Annotated in this window: 15 protein-coding genes and 2 tRNA genes; 2 read left to right on the top strand and 15 right to left on the bottom strand. The window is 45.3% G+C overall.

Going from position 1 to position 15,168, the window contains the following annotated elements:
• Nucleotides 1–226: 226 nt before the first annotated feature.
• Both AB4Z30_RS17720 and AB4Z30_RS17725 read right to left on the bottom strand, forming a co-directional pair.
• Complete coding sequence (locus AB4Z30_RS17720; RefSeq protein ID WP_441928692.1) at nucleotides 227–709, bottom strand: NucA/NucB deoxyribonuclease domain-containing protein; 483 nt, start codon at nucleotides 707–709, stop codon at nucleotides 227–229.
• 122 nt (nucleotides 710–831) lie between these two features.
• Complete coding sequence (locus tag AB4Z30_RS17725) at nucleotides 832–1,980, bottom strand: ATP-binding protein (RefSeq protein WP_441928694.1); 1,149 nt, start codon at nucleotides 1,978–1,980, stop codon at nucleotides 832–834.
• Between the two features lie 278 nt (nucleotides 1,981–2,258).
• Between AB4Z30_RS17725 and AB4Z30_RS17730 the strand changes: the two genes are divergently transcribed.
• The gene (locus AB4Z30_RS17730) at nucleotides 2,259–2,447 is read left to right on the top strand and encodes a DUF6199 family natural product biosynthesis protein (protein ID WP_441928696.1); all 189 of its coding nucleotides are present in this window, start codon (nucleotides 2,259–2,261) and stop codon (nucleotides 2,445–2,447) included.
• Nucleotides 2,448–2,604: 157 nt separating this feature from the next.
• On the top strand, nucleotides 2,605–3,219 hold the full coding sequence (locus AB4Z30_RS17735; protein WP_441928698.1) for a hypothetical protein: 615 nt from the start codon (nucleotides 2,605–2,607) through the stop codon (nucleotides 3,217–3,219).
• A 167-nt stretch (nucleotides 3,220–3,386) separates the two neighbouring features.
• On the opposite strand, the gene AB4Z30_RS17740 is transcribed toward AB4Z30_RS17735, so the two are convergent.
• The 13 genes from AB4Z30_RS17740 to AB4Z30_RS17800 all read right to left on the bottom strand — a co-directional run bounded on the left by AB4Z30_RS17740 (nucleotide 3,387) and on the right by AB4Z30_RS17800 (nucleotide 14,929).
• Nucleotides 3,387–3,716: a DUF1904 family protein gene (locus tag AB4Z30_RS17740; protein WP_441928700.1), complete on the bottom strand. Its 330-nt coding sequence runs from the start codon at nucleotides 3,714–3,716 to the stop codon at nucleotides 3,387–3,389.
• A 158-nt stretch (nucleotides 3,717–3,874) separates the two neighbouring features.
• On the bottom strand, nucleotides 3,875–3,997 hold the full coding sequence (locus AB4Z30_RS17745) for a sporulation protein YjcZ (RefSeq protein WP_090923721.1): 123 nt from the start codon (nucleotides 3,995–3,997) through the stop codon (nucleotides 3,875–3,877).
• 221 nt (nucleotides 3,998–4,218) lie between these two features.
• Complete coding sequence (locus AB4Z30_RS17750; RefSeq protein ID WP_441928702.1) at nucleotides 4,219–4,398, bottom strand: hypothetical protein; 180 nt, start codon at nucleotides 4,396–4,398, stop codon at nucleotides 4,219–4,221.
• A 126-nt stretch (nucleotides 4,399–4,524) separates the two neighbouring features.
• A complete protein-coding gene (locus AB4Z30_RS17755; RefSeq protein WP_441928846.1) occupies nucleotides 4,525–6,075 on the bottom strand; it encodes a tetratricopeptide repeat protein in 1,551 nt (516 codons plus the stop codon).
• 276 nt (nucleotides 6,076–6,351) lie between these two features.
• Nucleotides 6,352–6,777 (bottom strand): hypothetical protein, encoded by a 426-nt coding sequence (locus tag AB4Z30_RS17760; protein WP_441928704.1) that lies wholly within the window; start codon nucleotides 6,775–6,777, stop codon nucleotides 6,352–6,354.
• A 267-nt stretch (nucleotides 6,778–7,044) separates the two neighbouring features.
• Nucleotides 7,045–7,118 (bottom strand) — tRNA-Ile (locus AB4Z30_RS17765).
• Nucleotides 7,119–7,176: 58 nt separating this feature from the next.
• Nucleotides 7,177–7,250 (bottom strand) — tRNA-Met (locus AB4Z30_RS17770).
• A gap of 69 nt (nucleotides 7,251–7,319) precedes the next feature.
• Nucleotides 7,320–7,484: a hypothetical protein gene (locus AB4Z30_RS17775; protein WP_441928706.1), complete on the bottom strand. Its 165-nt coding sequence runs from the start codon at nucleotides 7,482–7,484 to the stop codon at nucleotides 7,320–7,322.
• A 186-nt stretch (nucleotides 7,485–7,670) separates the two neighbouring features.
• Nucleotides 7,671–9,122 (bottom strand): ABC transporter substrate-binding protein, encoded by a 1,452-nt coding sequence (locus tag AB4Z30_RS17780; RefSeq protein WP_441928708.1) that lies wholly within the window; start codon nucleotides 9,120–9,122, stop codon nucleotides 7,671–7,673.
• 21 nt (nucleotides 9,123–9,143) lie between these two features.
• On the bottom strand, nucleotides 9,144–10,007 hold the full coding sequence (locus AB4Z30_RS17785) for an ABC transporter ATP-binding protein (protein WP_441928710.1): 864 nt from the start codon (nucleotides 10,005–10,007) through the stop codon (nucleotides 9,144–9,146).
• A 2-nt stretch (nucleotides 10,008–10,009) separates the two neighbouring features.
• Nucleotides 10,010–12,922, bottom strand: a complete 2,913-nt coding sequence (locus AB4Z30_RS17790) for an ABC transporter permease (protein WP_441928712.1) — start codon at nucleotides 12,920–12,922, stop codon at nucleotides 10,010–10,012.
• Nucleotides 12,922–14,037 carry an efflux RND transporter periplasmic adaptor subunit gene (locus AB4Z30_RS17795; protein WP_441928714.1) on the bottom strand — a complete coding sequence of 372 codons (1,116 nt, stop codon included), beginning with the start codon at nucleotides 14,035–14,037 and terminating at the stop codon, nucleotides 12,922–12,924. Before AB4Z30_RS17795 ends, AB4Z30_RS17790 begins: the two co-directional genes overlap by 1 nt.
• Nucleotides 14,000–14,929 (bottom strand): ABC transporter ATP-binding protein, encoded by a 930-nt coding sequence (locus AB4Z30_RS17800; RefSeq protein WP_441928716.1) that lies wholly within the window; start codon nucleotides 14,927–14,929, stop codon nucleotides 14,000–14,002. Before AB4Z30_RS17800 ends, AB4Z30_RS17795 begins: the two co-directional genes overlap by 38 nt.
• Nucleotides 14,930–15,168: the final 239 nt, after the last annotated feature.

The following is a 15,168-nucleotide window of genomic DNA, read 5'->3' on the forward strand; positions in this document are numbered from 1 at the left end:
GCATATTCAACTGCTCCTAGTTACAGAGAACGTAGACATATGCTATTAGATATATAAGCTGTATACCGGAGACCTTGTCTTTCAAATACAGCGAACTTATACTCAAAAACCAGACGCCACTAACGTCTGGTTTTTTTTATGTGACTGATAATGACTTTTTTTATATTTTCCCTAAGCAAAAAACACTTCGTCTCCGAACCTTTCCATTGCCGCAACAGGTGCTGTTTTATTTCACAACAAATTTAACGCGCGTACCATCCGGATATGTACTTAGTTGATTACCCACCCATGAGCCTGCACCGCGATTATCTTTAGGCGTAATGTACTGGATATCCGCACCTTTTCCCCCTTCTGCACACATCGCCATAGGCCACTCATCCCGATCCTTCCCTTTTTTGACCGGAACACCTTTCAGCGACAACTCCCTGTTCCCTTCGGCGCCTTTTCGGTCAATCGTACAGACATCAGCATGCCCGGCTTGAATTGCCTTCCGAATATGGTTTGCTGTTTCAGGATATCGATCTGCAGGAAAAGTAATTGTATGATCTACACTCTTGTCGCTTGGTTTGAACGGAGATGGAATGTCCAGCGGCCACTCTCCCCCGGCCCATGCATAAAGAGCAATCAATATCATGCCCACTAAGGTTAGCAGTTTTCCTTTGAATCGCTGTTTCCCTCGACTTCCTTTTCTGCCACGTCTCCTACTCATGATGTGCCTCCCCCATGTAACACTAACATCCCTAGCATTATAACAGAACGCCAGTTCGTAAAACAATCCATTCCACAACAAAAAACAGCCAGATCTATTCCGGCTGCTTACTTTGCACTCTCTTATCCTGCGTTAAAAATACTTTGCCCGCTTAGAAAAGGCACGGTCACCTGAAACTCTGTCCCTTTTCCTTCAGCACTATCTACAGTAATGGTACCGTTCATTAATTCCAACAGCTCTTTGCAAATCGTTAATCCAAGGCCACTGCCTCCAAACCGTCTAGCATGTGAAATATCAGATTGCGTAAAGGCATCAAACAGTTGGTCCATCTGATGAGACGGAATGCCGATACCTGTGTCCCTTACAGAGAAAGTCAACATGGTCATCTCATGCGATTGCTGCTTGACATCCACTAGAAGCTGCACTTCTCCTTGCTCCGTAAACTTGATGGCATTACTCAGCAAATTATCAAGCACCTGCCGTAGTCTTAATGGATCGCCCCACAGCACATCAGGAATACCCAAATCAGCATGACAAAATAAACGAACTTTTTTATTCATGGCTACCAGTTCATGTGTCTTCACAATTTGCTGAATCAGCTTTAGCGGCTGAAACTCGATATGTTCCACTCCCATTTTGCCTCTGCCGAGCTTTGCCATATCCAGACTGTTGTTTACAATGTTCAGGAGCGCTTCTCCCGATTGACGTGCCAGATCCAGATACTCTTTTTGCTCTTCGGTCATATCACCCATTCCCGCAAGTTCGATCATGCCCATAATTCCGTTTAACGGTGTACGAAGCTCATGATTCAACTTGCCGATGAATTCCAGCTGTCCTCTGCTCGTTTTCTCAGCTATCGATGCGGCGAGTTTCAGTTGCTGTTCCGCAAATTTCCGTTCAGAAATGTCATATTGAATGCCAACAAAGTAAAGACAATCCCCTGATTCATTGAAGATGGGATCAATATTCAGTTCATTCCAGAACTTCTGACCACTCTTGGTATAGTTTAAAATCTCGACCTTGATCGATTGTTGTGTGGCTATCGCTTCCCGAATACGTGAAACGGTTTCGGGATCTGTATCTGTTCCCTGCAGGAACCGGCAATTCCGTCCAATCGACTCATCGTGCGTATATCCGGTCAACCGGGTAAAATGTTCGTTTACATACATGAGCGGAAGCTCAGGCGAGGTAGCGTCAACTACCGTAACGGAGGATTTTAATTTCGAAATAATAAATTCCCATTGCATCGGGAGTTGATTATATAGACTCATGTCTGTGTGTCCTCCATCTCACATCCTTAACTCCAGATGGTATGTGTTGATATTAAACAATCTATTTTATTGTACCACAGTTATTCAAACAATGTAGTTCTTGGGTAATAGTTCTTAATCATATCAATCTTTATCCATTCACAATAACCTGCCTATCTTTCAGAAATACACAGATAAAGTTTATTGATCATCGTCAGTATACTGATTGTCTACATTTTTTCCAGGCGCAGACCATAAAGGCAGGCCCGTTAATGGTTGACGAGGAAGGAAGATCGACGATGAAAACTCTCTTTTTTATATTTATGGTTTTATGTATGATTAATCTGTGTTTCCCCAGGTTTGGCTGGTATCTTCGCTATGGCTGGCTCGTACGAGGTGAGAACGACCCCAGCAAATCTTATATGACTCTGGTGCGTATGTCCAGTCTACTTATGCTTCTGATTGCCTTTACGCTTGCCATGGCATAACACAACAACAAAGTTTAATGTAAGACCAGATGCCACCTGCGCAACTGGTCTTTCGTATTTTCTGACGGGAATATGATAACTTTGTTTGTGGTTTTACTGCAGCGTGCACCGTAAGATAAATGATATAGAAGTATCGTTGCAGAAAGGACTACTTGGTATGAACATCGCATTTTATCCATTCTGGGCTGCCAGAACGCTGCTCTCACTTATACAAGTGATCTCAATTACAACTTTGACCTATATTATATACAGACAGACTCAATGGATTGGATATGCACTACTGTTTCTGTTCGTCTATCTGCTAGTTCAGGCAACAGCAGGAATCACGCTCCATTTGCTGATGAAACGCAATACATTATCGAGACTTATGATCAGTATTCCTTTAACCAAAGCACTGCTGCTCATTGGGATCTCATTCTCTCTTCCCCTTCTAAAGTTACATATTGTGCTTATGTGTCTAGGTGCCTTATTTCTTTTGGTAGTCATCCGCTGGGAAGCAATGGTTCTGGAAAGACTGCAGCCACGATTGGTGGGAGGCGAAGATATAGCTAAAACCGATAACTTGCTCTCGTTTTCGAATTATACGATAACAGGTATTGGATTGATCATGACGGTAATCACAATTCTATATTTAGGACCAACCCAGGCACTTTGGGCAGCAGCAGCCCTTTCATTGGCTGTACTGGCTCTGATTGTGACCATTCGTCACCTAACTTACAGCACCTCCTGTGCTTCAATAAGTATGGATACCAGACGGCCCTTGCATAAATAAAAAAAAGACACGCATGGTCCAACTGCACGTCTCAGGCTGCTTCTCTGGAGGCAGCTTTTTCGTTTTTCGTTTTTCCAAATGTATCTAGGGTGTGTCTTGAAATCCACTGAAGTACATATTTAACCGCGTTCTCAGACACATCCTAGAACCTCTTACATCTGAACATTCTAATCCAATCGGTAATCTGTAAGCGGCTTGCCTTTCTTATAATACAGATTAGGGGATAATATATTGAAAAAAATGTGCACATCCGGCAGTTCAGCCTTCTCTAAAATAGACTGCATGGACGATGCAATTCGATCATGTATCTCCTGTTCACGCTGAAACATCAAAATCTCTATGGACGCCGGGGACGGTGTTAAGGCTTGTACATCATGACGCTCTGCTTTCATTCGTTCCTGCGGAATATGAGTAATTAAGGCCATTTGTTCGGTAATTTGAGGCACAACTTCCTCCAGCTTAGAACCCGTGAATCCTTTGAATCGTATAAACGGCATTGCAATCCCTTCAATCTATGTTAGTAGTCTCCTTATGTGATTTTAAGCACATTGTTTTCAGTTGTCAAATGTCATTCATGTCATATTGGGCTGTAAAACATGAGCAAAGCCCCACCAAAGTCTTGGTGGAGCTGATGCATGAGCGCCTGACCGTTATCTTACAGCCAGAAAGATTTTGTGATGATGACGAGCAAAATGAAGAGAACGAGGATTGCGCTAGTCGAAGTCCACGCTCCGCCAAATCCACCAACATTGCCACAACCGTATCCAACATGACTCATTTAATTGGCCTCCTTTGAATTTCAAGGTATGCCATAACATATGCGTATTTCCCTCAAGTGACCGGGCGAATATCCAAGTCTCATGGCCCAATCCTTGAGAGTGCATCATTGTCAGTGATAACGGCTTTTTTGTTGGGCCCGTGCGTTGACTCTAGGACAAAAGCCGAATCCCTCATTGGTTCAGGTATGACTTGACTTATGGTCCTTATCTTCTTATGTAACTAGCCTTTAATCCCTTCGATCTGATCAAAAATGGCTTGTCCATCATTAATAGAATCCCGATCCATATCTGTTTTAAGTGAGATCAGATCGCTCATACTGTTGCTATTTCCACTAAGAATGCTAAGAGCCCCTACAAGCCATAACAACGGAAATAACAAAATAGATAGGCCTTTTTTCATTACTCCCCCTCCTCCCTCTAATCATTACTTAAAATTGGAATTAATTCCTTTTAGTAATACGTAAAAAATGGGATAAGGGTTTCATTTTAATGGAATTCAACTAATACAGCTGTTGTAAACAAGGACTCACTCTATGCCGTCCAGAAGGGCCGCAGCCTCTTCATGATCCGGATCTATTTCGAGTACACGGCGAGCATAGGCAAGGGCTTCCTGTTCTTGTTCCAGTTCATAACAGCATACAGCCAAATCATATAATACTATGGTCTGATGTGTATCCAGGTCGGCAGTCAGTGATTTTTCCAGGAAAAACTTAGCATCTTCATACATAAACATCTCCAGTAGGAGTTGCCCTGAAACAAAAGCCACCTGATTCCGATGTTCCATAGCATAATAGGAAGACCACATCAACCTGATCCCGGATTGAAGGTCGAACATCTCTTCATCGCTTGCATCGGATAGAAGATCATTAAACCTGGAGGACGCAAGAATCAGAAACTCGGCATCGTATCCTCCCAATCGCCAGAAAGCCAGTAGTTGTTTCAGCTCCATCTGATCCACTTTAGGGTCTATCCATTCTTTCAGGGTAAAGAAATCGTCTGGACCAAACCGCTCCACAAAGCGGTGATAGGCCAGCCTTGTATTGACATAACTCATGGGTGCTTCCAACATTAAAATCATTCCAACGTTCAGATCCTTATAGTGGTGTGAAGTAAAATATGTAGCGGCACCTTGCTGTTCCAGCACATATTTTAACGCATGATAATTCGCAGACAACGAGAAACTGCCGTGTAACGTAAATTCAGGTGGCTCTGCATATTTCCAGTAATCCAGCCGATGATCTCCTTTATCCGCAGTAATCAGTACGTATCCTGACCGGGACAGCTTATTCAATCGTTCAAGACACTCCAGGCCTGCCGACGGAAGCAGAATATGCGAATCCTCCAGCTCGACCTTGTACAAAGCCATCAATGCGGAGTAAGGGTAGGTCTCTTCACTGTACTCGGGTGCAGGGCGATATTTATATTGCAGTGTCATACTTTCTAGAATCTCGGCAGGTTTCTGCTTTGCTACAGGGTTCGGAAGTTCAACAAGCAGATCACATTCAAATACCTGCCCTTCCCCAATGTAAATCAAATCCTGCGGAATACTGTCAAAGAAATAATTGGCAATGATGAGCAGAGGCTGCTGCAAATCCCCTTGCCTTATCTTCGTTTCTGACATAACCAGACTTAATTCTGTATCCTGCATCGCATCAAAACGTGCAAAATCTACTATCCCCTGCTCTATGTATGTCTGCATCGACGGATGCTCTCTCCACCCTGTTATATTCTCCATAGCCAGGTCCGTCATTACATAACGAAAAGGCGGTAGCGCCATACCCGCAATTTCCCTCAATGCACATAGCTTGTTCAACACCTGATGAGCCAACCTTCCTGCTCCTGCACCAAGTTCAACGATGGTAACCATCTCATGCTGTTCACCTTGGATCGCCATATCCTGTAAAAAACTAAAAATCATTTCAGCATAGGCTGTCGCAATGAGTGGATTGCTCGTAATATATTGTGGAACCTGGTGATTCTCCCAAGCTTCCAGTCCCATCTGTTCATAATAAGCTCTCTGCCATTCCCAAACCGGCGCTTCACTAAACCGGACATACTGGCCTTCGTTCTTCATCATCACTTATATCAAACTCGCTTTCTATCTATTTATTAGAACCAAGTCATCTGATTCTATGAAAAAAAACAATTATATCATATCCTTCTGATTCTACTTTCTATACTCTGTTCATTCTTCCCCGAATACAGAGCGTCATTCATTTCTACCCTCTCTACAAAAAAAGCCTGCTCCGCATCGAAACAGGCACAACGCCAAATAAAATTAAAAACTATAAACTTCGTAGCAAATCAAAAACAGATTGGACTCGCATTTATGTTTCTAACAAGCGAGTAACCATTAGTCAGAGTACAAGACACCGTCAAAGTTCTCTGGACCTACACGAACAGTACCCAGCAAGTTACTGCTGACAAATGCAGTGTAGGTTAATTGCGGTGTAATTGGTGGATTAAAATCATCGGCAGAGAACGTAATAACTTGTGGTGCCAGAACACTCAAGTTAAATGTGGATGTTGCAGAGTAAATGACCGGATCAGTTGAGACAGTTCCCCGAACTATCGTAATGGTTATACCGGCAAGTGCCAAAGGAAGCTGCACAGTTACGGTGCCTTTGAATTGAACCCGAGGATTAGCACCGATCGTCGCTGTTGTTACCAAACCAATCTGTCCAAACAGCTGGGGAGTGTTGATAACGAGAATCGGTATGGCGATGGAGTTAGCCAAACTCGCATTTTGCGAGGTTCTTGCATCAATTAATTGAGTCATGAAATCTACCTCCTATAGGTGGGAATGAGATAGTATATGCGAGAATGATCATCTGGCATGGACATCCATACCCTTACTTGAAAAAGTTATACACCATAAAAGAGAAACGGAGCATCTGCCTCCCTTTACTCGCTATGTGAACTTTAAGGTTTTCGCTATGATCGACAGGGAAAAGATAAAGATATTCTGTCTCTACCGCGATATAAACTATAGATTATGATCTATGAAAACAGAAAAAAACCCTTGCATCGCAAGGGTTCTAAAATATGGGCCCTACAGGACTCGAACCTGTGACCAATCGGTTATGAGCCGACCGCTCTAACCAACTGAGCTAAGGGCCCTAGACAAATAATATATAACAGTGCAGATGATCGCTGTAAACCATCCAGTAAAGCTATATTGCGGGGGCAGGATTTGAACCTGCGGCCTTCGGGTTATGAGCCCGACGAGCTACCGGGCTGCTCCACCCCGCGTCGTTAAAATTAATAAACAGCGACTTAATTAATATACACCATTTTCCTACTATAAGTCAAGAGAGAATCTCAGGGAATAAATCGCACACCATAACGACCTTTCCGTGAACGATATACTTCAACTTCTTCAGGCTCGTTATGCCCGTAAATCCAGCCATCCTGCTCCAATCTTTTTGCCAGGCAGCCTGCCTGAAATTTCGTTGCATACAGCTTGCCGAAATATATCCATCTCATGGTGCTCGTCCTTTCCAAAGGGTTCATATGTTGCTTCTAATTGTAGAATACCCAAATTTCGTAAAAATAGCCGCCAGAGATCATAAAATCTCCAGCGACCCTTTTTAACATAATGATGATGTAATTCATTGTATGTTAATAATTTTGACTGATGTGTTGATATGTCTGATAAGTGGAAAGCAGAACTTATTGGAATGTTGCTTTAGGGTCTTTTTTCAACTTCGCAAGCATCTCATTTCCTTTGGCTGCCCATTCGCCCAGCGCTTCTTTCGGTGTCTTTTTATTCTCTAACACTTGATTAAAGTATTCCATCCCTTTGTCGCTTACTTGCCACAGTCCAGGCATCTTCTGATACATTTTATCAAGATTCGTGTTGGTTGGTGGCACTGGCTTCAATGTATAGAACGCCTGAATATTATAATCTAAACCGTCTTTTGGCTTAATGAAGCTCTTCCGGGATACCAATTCATAGCTGCTACGCGCCTTGATCTTCGCCCAATCCTCGCTATTCATATACTTGATCAGTTCCCACGCATCATCCGGATTCTGGGCTGAGCTATTGATTGCCATCAAGCTGCTCAGATAGATGTTGCCTCCGATCTCAGGAGCTTCAGGATGAACGGGAGGGGTAACCACATCCCACTCTACTTTCGTAAAATCTTTCATTTTATCAGCATTTTTATTGGCATCAATTAATTGATTGATGTAATTGTAATCTCCAATCGCCATAGCTGTTTTGCCACTCAGGAACAAGTCGCCCTGAAGAGGATTGTAGCGCCCCTCCGTTTGCTGATCCTGCGGCTCGTCACCTTTCGGAATGACCTTATCAATCGCCAGTTTGCTAACCGTACTCCACACTTTCTCCCACTGCGGAGAATCCACTGTCATTTTCTCTGCCTTATCGTCAAAAACTTTCAGCTGCAGTGAATTATAATACTGCTGCATGGAGTAATACGGGGAGCCGCCGTTATAGGTAGTGAATGCCATTCCAAAGACATGGTCTTTACCTTCGCCTTTAGTAAGGCGAGTCGCCAGATTAAAGATATCGTCCCACGTCATGTTATCCGTTGGCGGTTCAACACCCGCTTTTTCAAACATTCCCTTGTTATAGAACAAAGCAGAGGAGGAGAAAGTTGGCGTCAGCGCATAAATGTTCTGGTCGCCCAGATCCTTAATTCCCTCAAGCACACTTGGCACGATGTCGCTGGTGTCAAATTTGTCTTCCTGCATCAATGGATCAAGTTGTTTAACCATGTTCTCCTGAATTAACGACTTAATTGTAGAGGTATCCGCTACAATGACATCTACGGGATTATCTCCCGTCATAATTTTCTTTAAGCTCTCCATTGTATCTGGTGCTTCTTTTTGTTCCTCCTGATTTCCATAACCGTACATGCTACCTTGATCAACCGCAGGCACGATTTCAACCGTGACATTTTTGTGCGTAAGCTCAAAAGCATCCGTAAATTGCTGACGGAAGTAGCTGTCATCCTGACCTCCCCAGAGTGTCGCTACGCGCAGCACGCGCTGTTCATTATCTGTATTCTCACTCGCTGTACATCCTGCAATGAGCGGCATTGCCAGTGTTGCTGTTGCCATAATGGCCAGCACACGTTTTCCCCAAAACCTGTTTTTCATCTCCCATTTCCCCCTCGTAAATTATCTTGGCGGTGTAATAACAATACGTTCACCGTCAAATTCCAATGTAGCGCGGCTATCAATCGATAAGGCTTCCAGATATTCTTTCGGCACCTGAAGCCGTCCAGCACGATCAATAATGACGAAAGCTTCATGAATATCAGGAGCACCTGCTTCAGATAGCCCCTGATCATCGTCCAGATTTGGATTGCGCTTCACAAATTCAGTACTCGTCAAACCATCTCGAATCGCAACGATCCGATCAACCTTGCCAGCAAGCGTCAAATCATGGGTAACAATGACAATGGTAACGCCGAGTTCCTTATTCATTTTGCGAAAAATGTTCATAATCGTATCACATGTCTCTGAATCGACGGAACCGGTTGGTTCGTCCGCCAATAGGATCTTTGGCCGATTGGATAAGGAGATCGCAATTGCTACGCGCTGCTGCTCACCGCCCGACAGTTGATGCAATTTGTTATGCATCCGATCCTTCAGACCGACCCATTCCAGCAGTTGCATGGCATACGCACGATCGCGTTTGCCTCCCAGAATCATCGGTGTCTCCACATTCTCTAGCGCAGTAAGATACGGCAACAGGTTTCGTCCGTTATTTTGCCAGATGAACCCGACGGTGTGGCGTTTGTATTCCACCAGTTGAGCATCCGTCATTTTGAGCAAATCCCAGTCTCCGACAACCGCTGTACCTGCGGTAGGGCGATCCAGACCGCCCAGAATATTGAGCAGTGTTGATTTTCCGCTGCCGCTGTTACCGATAATCGCCATCATTTCCCCTTGATTAACGGTCAGATTGAGACCTTGAAGGGCAACGACTTCCACATCGCTGGATTTAAAAATTTTGACAAGTCCTTCGCATTGGATCACGTTTACCTCTCCTCTCCCATTTTGACCGCCTGATGAACCCGAAGTCTGCGAATCTGCCAGAGCAACATCGATGCTCCAATAATTAACATCACTACGGTAACACCATACAACTGCAGCATATCCTGCTGTTCAAAGACGATGCGGAATGGCGGAACCTGTGCAGACACATTATCGGTCGTTTGCAGGAAGGGCAGGAAGAGCCTGCTTGAAACCTGACCAATACTAATCCCCAGCAGTATCGAAAGCCCAGCCGTAAAAACCTGCTCCAGCAATAACATACCACTAAGTTGTGCTCTGGATAGACCCATGGCTCGAAGGACACCGAACTGTACCACACGACCCGAAAGGTTAAAGAACCAGTAAAGCACGTAACCGATTAACGAGATGATCACCGATACAAGGAAACCCAAACTCAAAATGCCGAATACTCCGCCTCTGGATGGATGTTTCCCCTGAGTGACCAGTTCAGTTCGTACATCACGAACTGAGGATAGCTCGATCCCCTCTGCCGCAAGTTTCTCCATTAATGGAGCTACCTTGGCATCCGGTTTCATTTTCAACCATACCTCATAGGGCATTAGCGGAACCTGATCGTAGATATAATCCAGATTAGCCACAAAGAACGGCATTTGATCCGGATATTGTGAAGGCCAATATGGAATAATGCCAAAAACAACAAATTCGATCGCTTGGCCTTGTATCCCCATGGAGACAATGTCTCCCGTTTTGAGCTTGAACTTATCAGCAAATTTCGAGGAGATCAGAACAGCCCCTTCATATTTGCCAAGCAAATCAAGATATTTATAAGGATGCGCAGGGAATAAATCGTTACGGAACCAGGCCACTTTGGCAAAGTCCACATTGTCAATGCCGACCAGCATCCCTTGTCCGCCAGATTTACCCGAGACAATAATATTGCCCTTTGTTTGAAGTACACGTGCAGCATGCTCCACACCGTTTAATTGGCGGAACACTTCAAATGGTGGCTCGGAGTAAATGATTTTGGTTGGCTGCGATGAACCGCCACCTCCTCCGCCAGGAGCTCCTCCGCCGCCATTTCCTCCACCAGCGCCACCACCGGTACCGCCGCCACCACCTTGCTGTCCTCCGCCTGATCCGCCACCCTGTCCAGAACCTCCTGGCTTCACCTCGGGGGTTCCTTCCCACACCGTTTGCATAATAACATCTGAGCCATAACGGTATAGCGTACGTTCCGTTGAATTCAAATCAATGGTTCGGGCTGCAGCCGAATTATATACCCCAAGGCCGAGCGTCAGCACCAATAGAATCATGAGAGGATAATAGGATGATGACGAACGTGACAACTGAGTCAGYGTCAGATACAACGGAACCGGCAGTAGCTTGCGTCCGATCAACTGTATCAGTTTCAAAATCCAAGGGAACAAACGCAGGAAAAACAGACCCAGCGCAAAGATCGCTAACGCAGGTACAAAGAACAGAAATGGCTGCACTTGTAACTGATCCGTTGTCATTCCCGTCTGGAACGTCAGCATCTGACGTTCATAAAACAGATAGTATCCATAACCAGCCAGGCCTAGCAGTCCGACATCGAGGAACCAGCGTTGCCACAGCGGCGCACGATCAGTACGTGCCTGACGTCTTTTAGCGGATACAATAGTTGCCCGTGCATACGTAATAGCCGGAATAAGCGATGCAATAATAGCGACCAGTACTGCTGCTACGCCAAGCAGGATCGCTTCTTTCGAAACTCCAATCGGTATGGATTTTCGATCAACAAATGAGAGAAATCCACTTGCCGAGCCGATACTTTTGGCCATGAACCATCCCAAAAGTGGTCCAATCACCAATGCAATCGCACCCAGGAAAATCCCTTCAAGTAGATACAGCGAGAAGATCTGACGAGCTGAGGCTCCGCGGCTACGTAGCACTGCAATGTCACTTTCCTGTTTTTGTAGCGATTGTCTGGCATTCATCGCAATAAAATAAAAGACCATCGCAATCATCGGTGCAGCGAGCGTGAATAGCATAGTCTGCAGCTGCAGACTCTGACTACGGAACTGCTTGAGCAGATCACCGAAGGTAATATCAACTTTGGTATCTTTCAGCCGCTGATACAGATCAATATCCAGCCGTTCCAGCACAGAGCTGAGGCCAGACAACTGACTGGTCTGAACCTCTTTCAGATCAAAAGCATAGTACCAGCGTGAGTTCTGGAGCGGAATGCCCTTTTCTTTGAGCAATACGTCATTAAAAACCGACTCATTCACATAAAGTCCATTCATCATGCCATCGAAGCCTTGAACCCAATAAGGACTATTCGGATTGTCTGCCTTGAAAGAACCCGTAATTTTCACACGCAATGTGATATCCAGACCACTGTAGATCGGATATTCCAAAATATCACCTACATGCAGATCATTCCGGTACATTCCTTCTTCCAGCATCACGGCTTCAATGATGTCACCTTTGACCTGATTACCGGGTTTGACACCCGCCGAGTAATTGACCTGAGCATCTAGCCCACTCATCGTACCCAGTGTCATGCTTCGTACACGGCTTGCATCGACTTTGGTAGGGTCCTCCGGACTAACTTCTGTACTGCGGATCGATCTCGTGTTCACATACGTATGGAATGGAAACCCAATGTCGCGGGGAACATCCTCACGAATGTAGCGATCCACCTCATCTAATCCTCTTGTATCAGTCTTTGCACCCCCAGGTGCCTGGTAACTCATCAACAGTGATCCAGCTGGCAAACCTTCACTGTTATCCTGTAGCGTCTGCGCGACAACCCGTTTCAGTGCACCATCGGCATACATTGGAATACTGACGGTGAACGCTACCGCCACAATCAAGCCGATTAATGTGCTGAAGGTCATCCAGCGCGTGTTCCACATTTTGCGGAACAGAAGCCGAAGTAATGGCAGCCCCATTAGCGTCCCACAACTTTCTGACCAACCGTCAGACCTTTCAGAATCTCAACATCGGTTGATGTCTGCTGTCCAACCTGAACGTCCACTTCACGCTTGCTGCCATCATTCTCAATCACCTGTACATAGGTTCTGGAACCGATGGAGCGCAGAGCAGATACAGGAATGACAATTGCGTTCTCGGTGCGCTGGGTTACAATCGAAACCGTTAAAGGCGTACCGCGTTCTACATTTTTAGGCATCTTCGCCAAGGTAACCAGAACATATTGATCCAGCGTTTCCTTCGGCGGAGGTGAGCCACCTTCGCCCTGACCTGATCCATTGCCACTATTGTTACTAGAAGCATTAGCCGTAGGCATTGCTTTGATCTTACCAGCCACTTTGCCAGCACCGTTGATGTCGACCTCAGCCTTCATGCCAGACGTAAACTTCTCCAGATCCTCCTTGGCAAATGTAGCCGCCACAACCAGGTTGGACGTATCCGCAATGGTCGCAATAGGATCATACGCTTTGACGGCTGCACCCTTCTCCACTTGAACCGCAATAATGGTACCTGCAAATGGAGCCGTCAACGTGGATTGTCCCAGCTTTTCTTCCAGATCAGCAAGCTCCTGACGAAGTTCTTCAAAAGCGATAGTCGCTTCTTCAAACTCCACCGGGTCCATCTCATCTTTCTTACGCAGTGTTTCCTTCATCTGTACTTCCGATTTGCGAATCTGAAGCCGCTTGCCGCGAATCTCCTTCTCCACACTTGCTACGTCGAGGACAGCGAGAACCTGTCCTTTCTTCACTTTATCCCCCGTTTTTACATTCAACTCTTTAATGTGCATGCCATCCAACGTGAAATATGTCTTTTCTTCACGCTGACTCATCATCTTGCCGGTACCGCTCACCTTCTTCTCCAACGTCTCCGTACGGACTTCATATTCCGGTTTTTTGGAGATCGTTGGCGGTGTTATTGGTGGAAGCACTTCTTCCTCCGATTCGGATGGCAGCAATGAACAGCCTGACATCGTTGCAGCAAGTATTGCACCAAGTACAATAAGAGCTGTGCGTTTCCCCCTCTTCGAAACGGCACCTTTACGTGAGAAATCTGCCGTCCGCCATTTCATAAACATGGTCCGCAACCTCCAAAATTGTAGGATCGTGTGTAGTCATACATATCGTTACTTGTTCTACTTCAATAATATTGCGGAACACAGCCATAACCTGTGCACCCATTTTGGAATCCAGCTCCGCCGTTGGTTCGTCCGCAAGCAGCAGGCGAGGCCTATGTGCAATCGCTTTAGCAATAGCCACGCGCTGCTGCTCCCCTCCGGACATTTCAAAAGGCCGGTGCTTCACGCGTTTGGTCAGTCCAACTAAATCCAGACAATGACCCACTCTTTCCTTCCATTCCGATCGCGGTACATCCGCCATGCGGAGCGAAAGCTCTACATTTTCCCATGCAGATAATAAAGGCATAAGTGCATACGCTTGAAAAATAAAACCAATTTCCTTACGCCGCAAAGCTGTTCGCCTCTGATCTCCCCAATCCTGAAGCGGCTGTCCGGAGAATAAAATCTCTCCGCTGGAAGGTTGATCAAGTCCGCCAAGCATGTTCAACAGTGTTGTTTTACCTGATCCTGATCGCCCTTTCAACATAACAAGCTGCTGCGGCTTTACTTCCATATCAATACCTTTGAGCACATGAATGATACGACTGCCTGTCTGAAAGCTGCGGTGAACGTTACGCACCTCCAATACAGGTCCATCATATGGAGGTAACAATTCCTTCTTTGGCTTCGTTTTGGCCTTCTGAGGTGTTTGCTCTGGAGCTATAGCAACTGCAGTCTCTTCCAAGACAGATGACTCATCAGACATGACGCCTTCGGGATCTGGATATTCGGGCTGTGTTATGTATGAAGATTCTCTTGATGCAACCCTTTCCTCCAGCCCAAGTTGGTCCTGCTCATGTTCATCGCCCGATTGGCTCTTGGCAGGTCTTTTCTTTGAAAATAATTTTTTCATGCCAGCAATCACGCTCATCCTCTCTTGTTATGCCACACATTTCCTTCATGCTCCCTAAAACTAGAAATCTGTTCCATGCTACACTGAATTATAAACGACTGTTCTCCACTAAAAGTTACAAGCTTTTTACAACGTTAGCGTGAAAAAGTTAATATTTTGATGAACATAACAAAAAAGCACCCCAACATACGGGATGCCTCTTGATTATTCGATTGTTTTGCCGTCATTACGGCAATCAT

The organism is Paenibacillus sp. 2TAF8, assembly GCF_052114825.1.
In the GTDB taxonomy this organism is placed as follows: Bacteria; Bacillota; Bacilli; order Paenibacillales; family Paenibacillaceae; genus Paenibacillus.

Excerpts from the sequence above, each read along its gene's own strand:
- AB4Z30_RS17720 (WP_441928692.1), bottom strand. The coding sequence starts at position 709 with ATGAGTAGGAGACGTGGCAGAAAAGGAAGTCGAGGGAAACAGCGATTC.
- AB4Z30_RS17725 (WP_441928694.1), bottom strand. The coding sequence starts at position 1,980 with ATGAGTCTATATAATCAACTCCCGATGCAATGGGAATTTATTATTTCG.
- AB4Z30_RS17730 (WP_441928696.1), top strand. The coding sequence starts at position 2,259 with ATGAAAACTCTCTTTTTTATATTTATGGTTTTATGTATGATTAATCTG.
- AB4Z30_RS17735 (WP_441928698.1), top strand. The coding sequence starts at position 2,605 with ATGAACATCGCATTTTATCCATTCTGGGCTGCCAGAACGCTGCTCTCA.
- AB4Z30_RS17740 (WP_441928700.1), bottom strand. The coding sequence starts at position 3,716 with ATGCCGTTTATACGATTCAAAGGATTCACGGGTTCTAAGCTGGAGGAA.
- AB4Z30_RS17745 (WP_090923721.1), bottom strand. The coding sequence starts at position 3,997 with ATGAGTCATGTTGGATACGGTTGTGGCAATGTTGGTGGATTTGGCGGA.
- AB4Z30_RS17750 (WP_441928702.1), bottom strand. The coding sequence starts at position 4,398 with ATGAAAAAAGGCCTATCTATTTTGTTATTTCCGTTGTTATGGCTTGTA.
- AB4Z30_RS17755 (WP_441928846.1), bottom strand. The coding sequence starts at position 6,075 with ATGATGAAGAACGAAGGCCAGTATGTCCGGTTTAGTGAAGCGCCGGTT.
- AB4Z30_RS17760 (WP_441928704.1), bottom strand. The coding sequence starts at position 6,777 with ATGACTCAATTAATTGATGCAAGAACCTCGCAAAATGCGAGTTTGGCT.
- AB4Z30_RS17775 (WP_441928706.1), bottom strand. The coding sequence starts at position 7,484 with ATGAGATGGATATATTTCGGCAAGCTGTATGCAACGAAATTTCAGGCA.
- AB4Z30_RS17780 (WP_441928708.1), bottom strand. The coding sequence starts at position 9,122 with ATGAAAAACAGGTTTTGGGGAAAACGTGTGCTGGCCATTATGGCAACA.
- AB4Z30_RS17795 (WP_441928714.1), bottom strand. The coding sequence starts at position 14,037 with ATGTTTATGAAATGGCGGACGGCAGATTTCTCACGTAAAGGTGCCGTT.
- AB4Z30_RS17800 (WP_441928716.1), bottom strand. The coding sequence starts at position 14,929 with ATGAAAAAATTATTTTCAAAGAAAAGACCTGCCAAGAGCCAATCGGGC.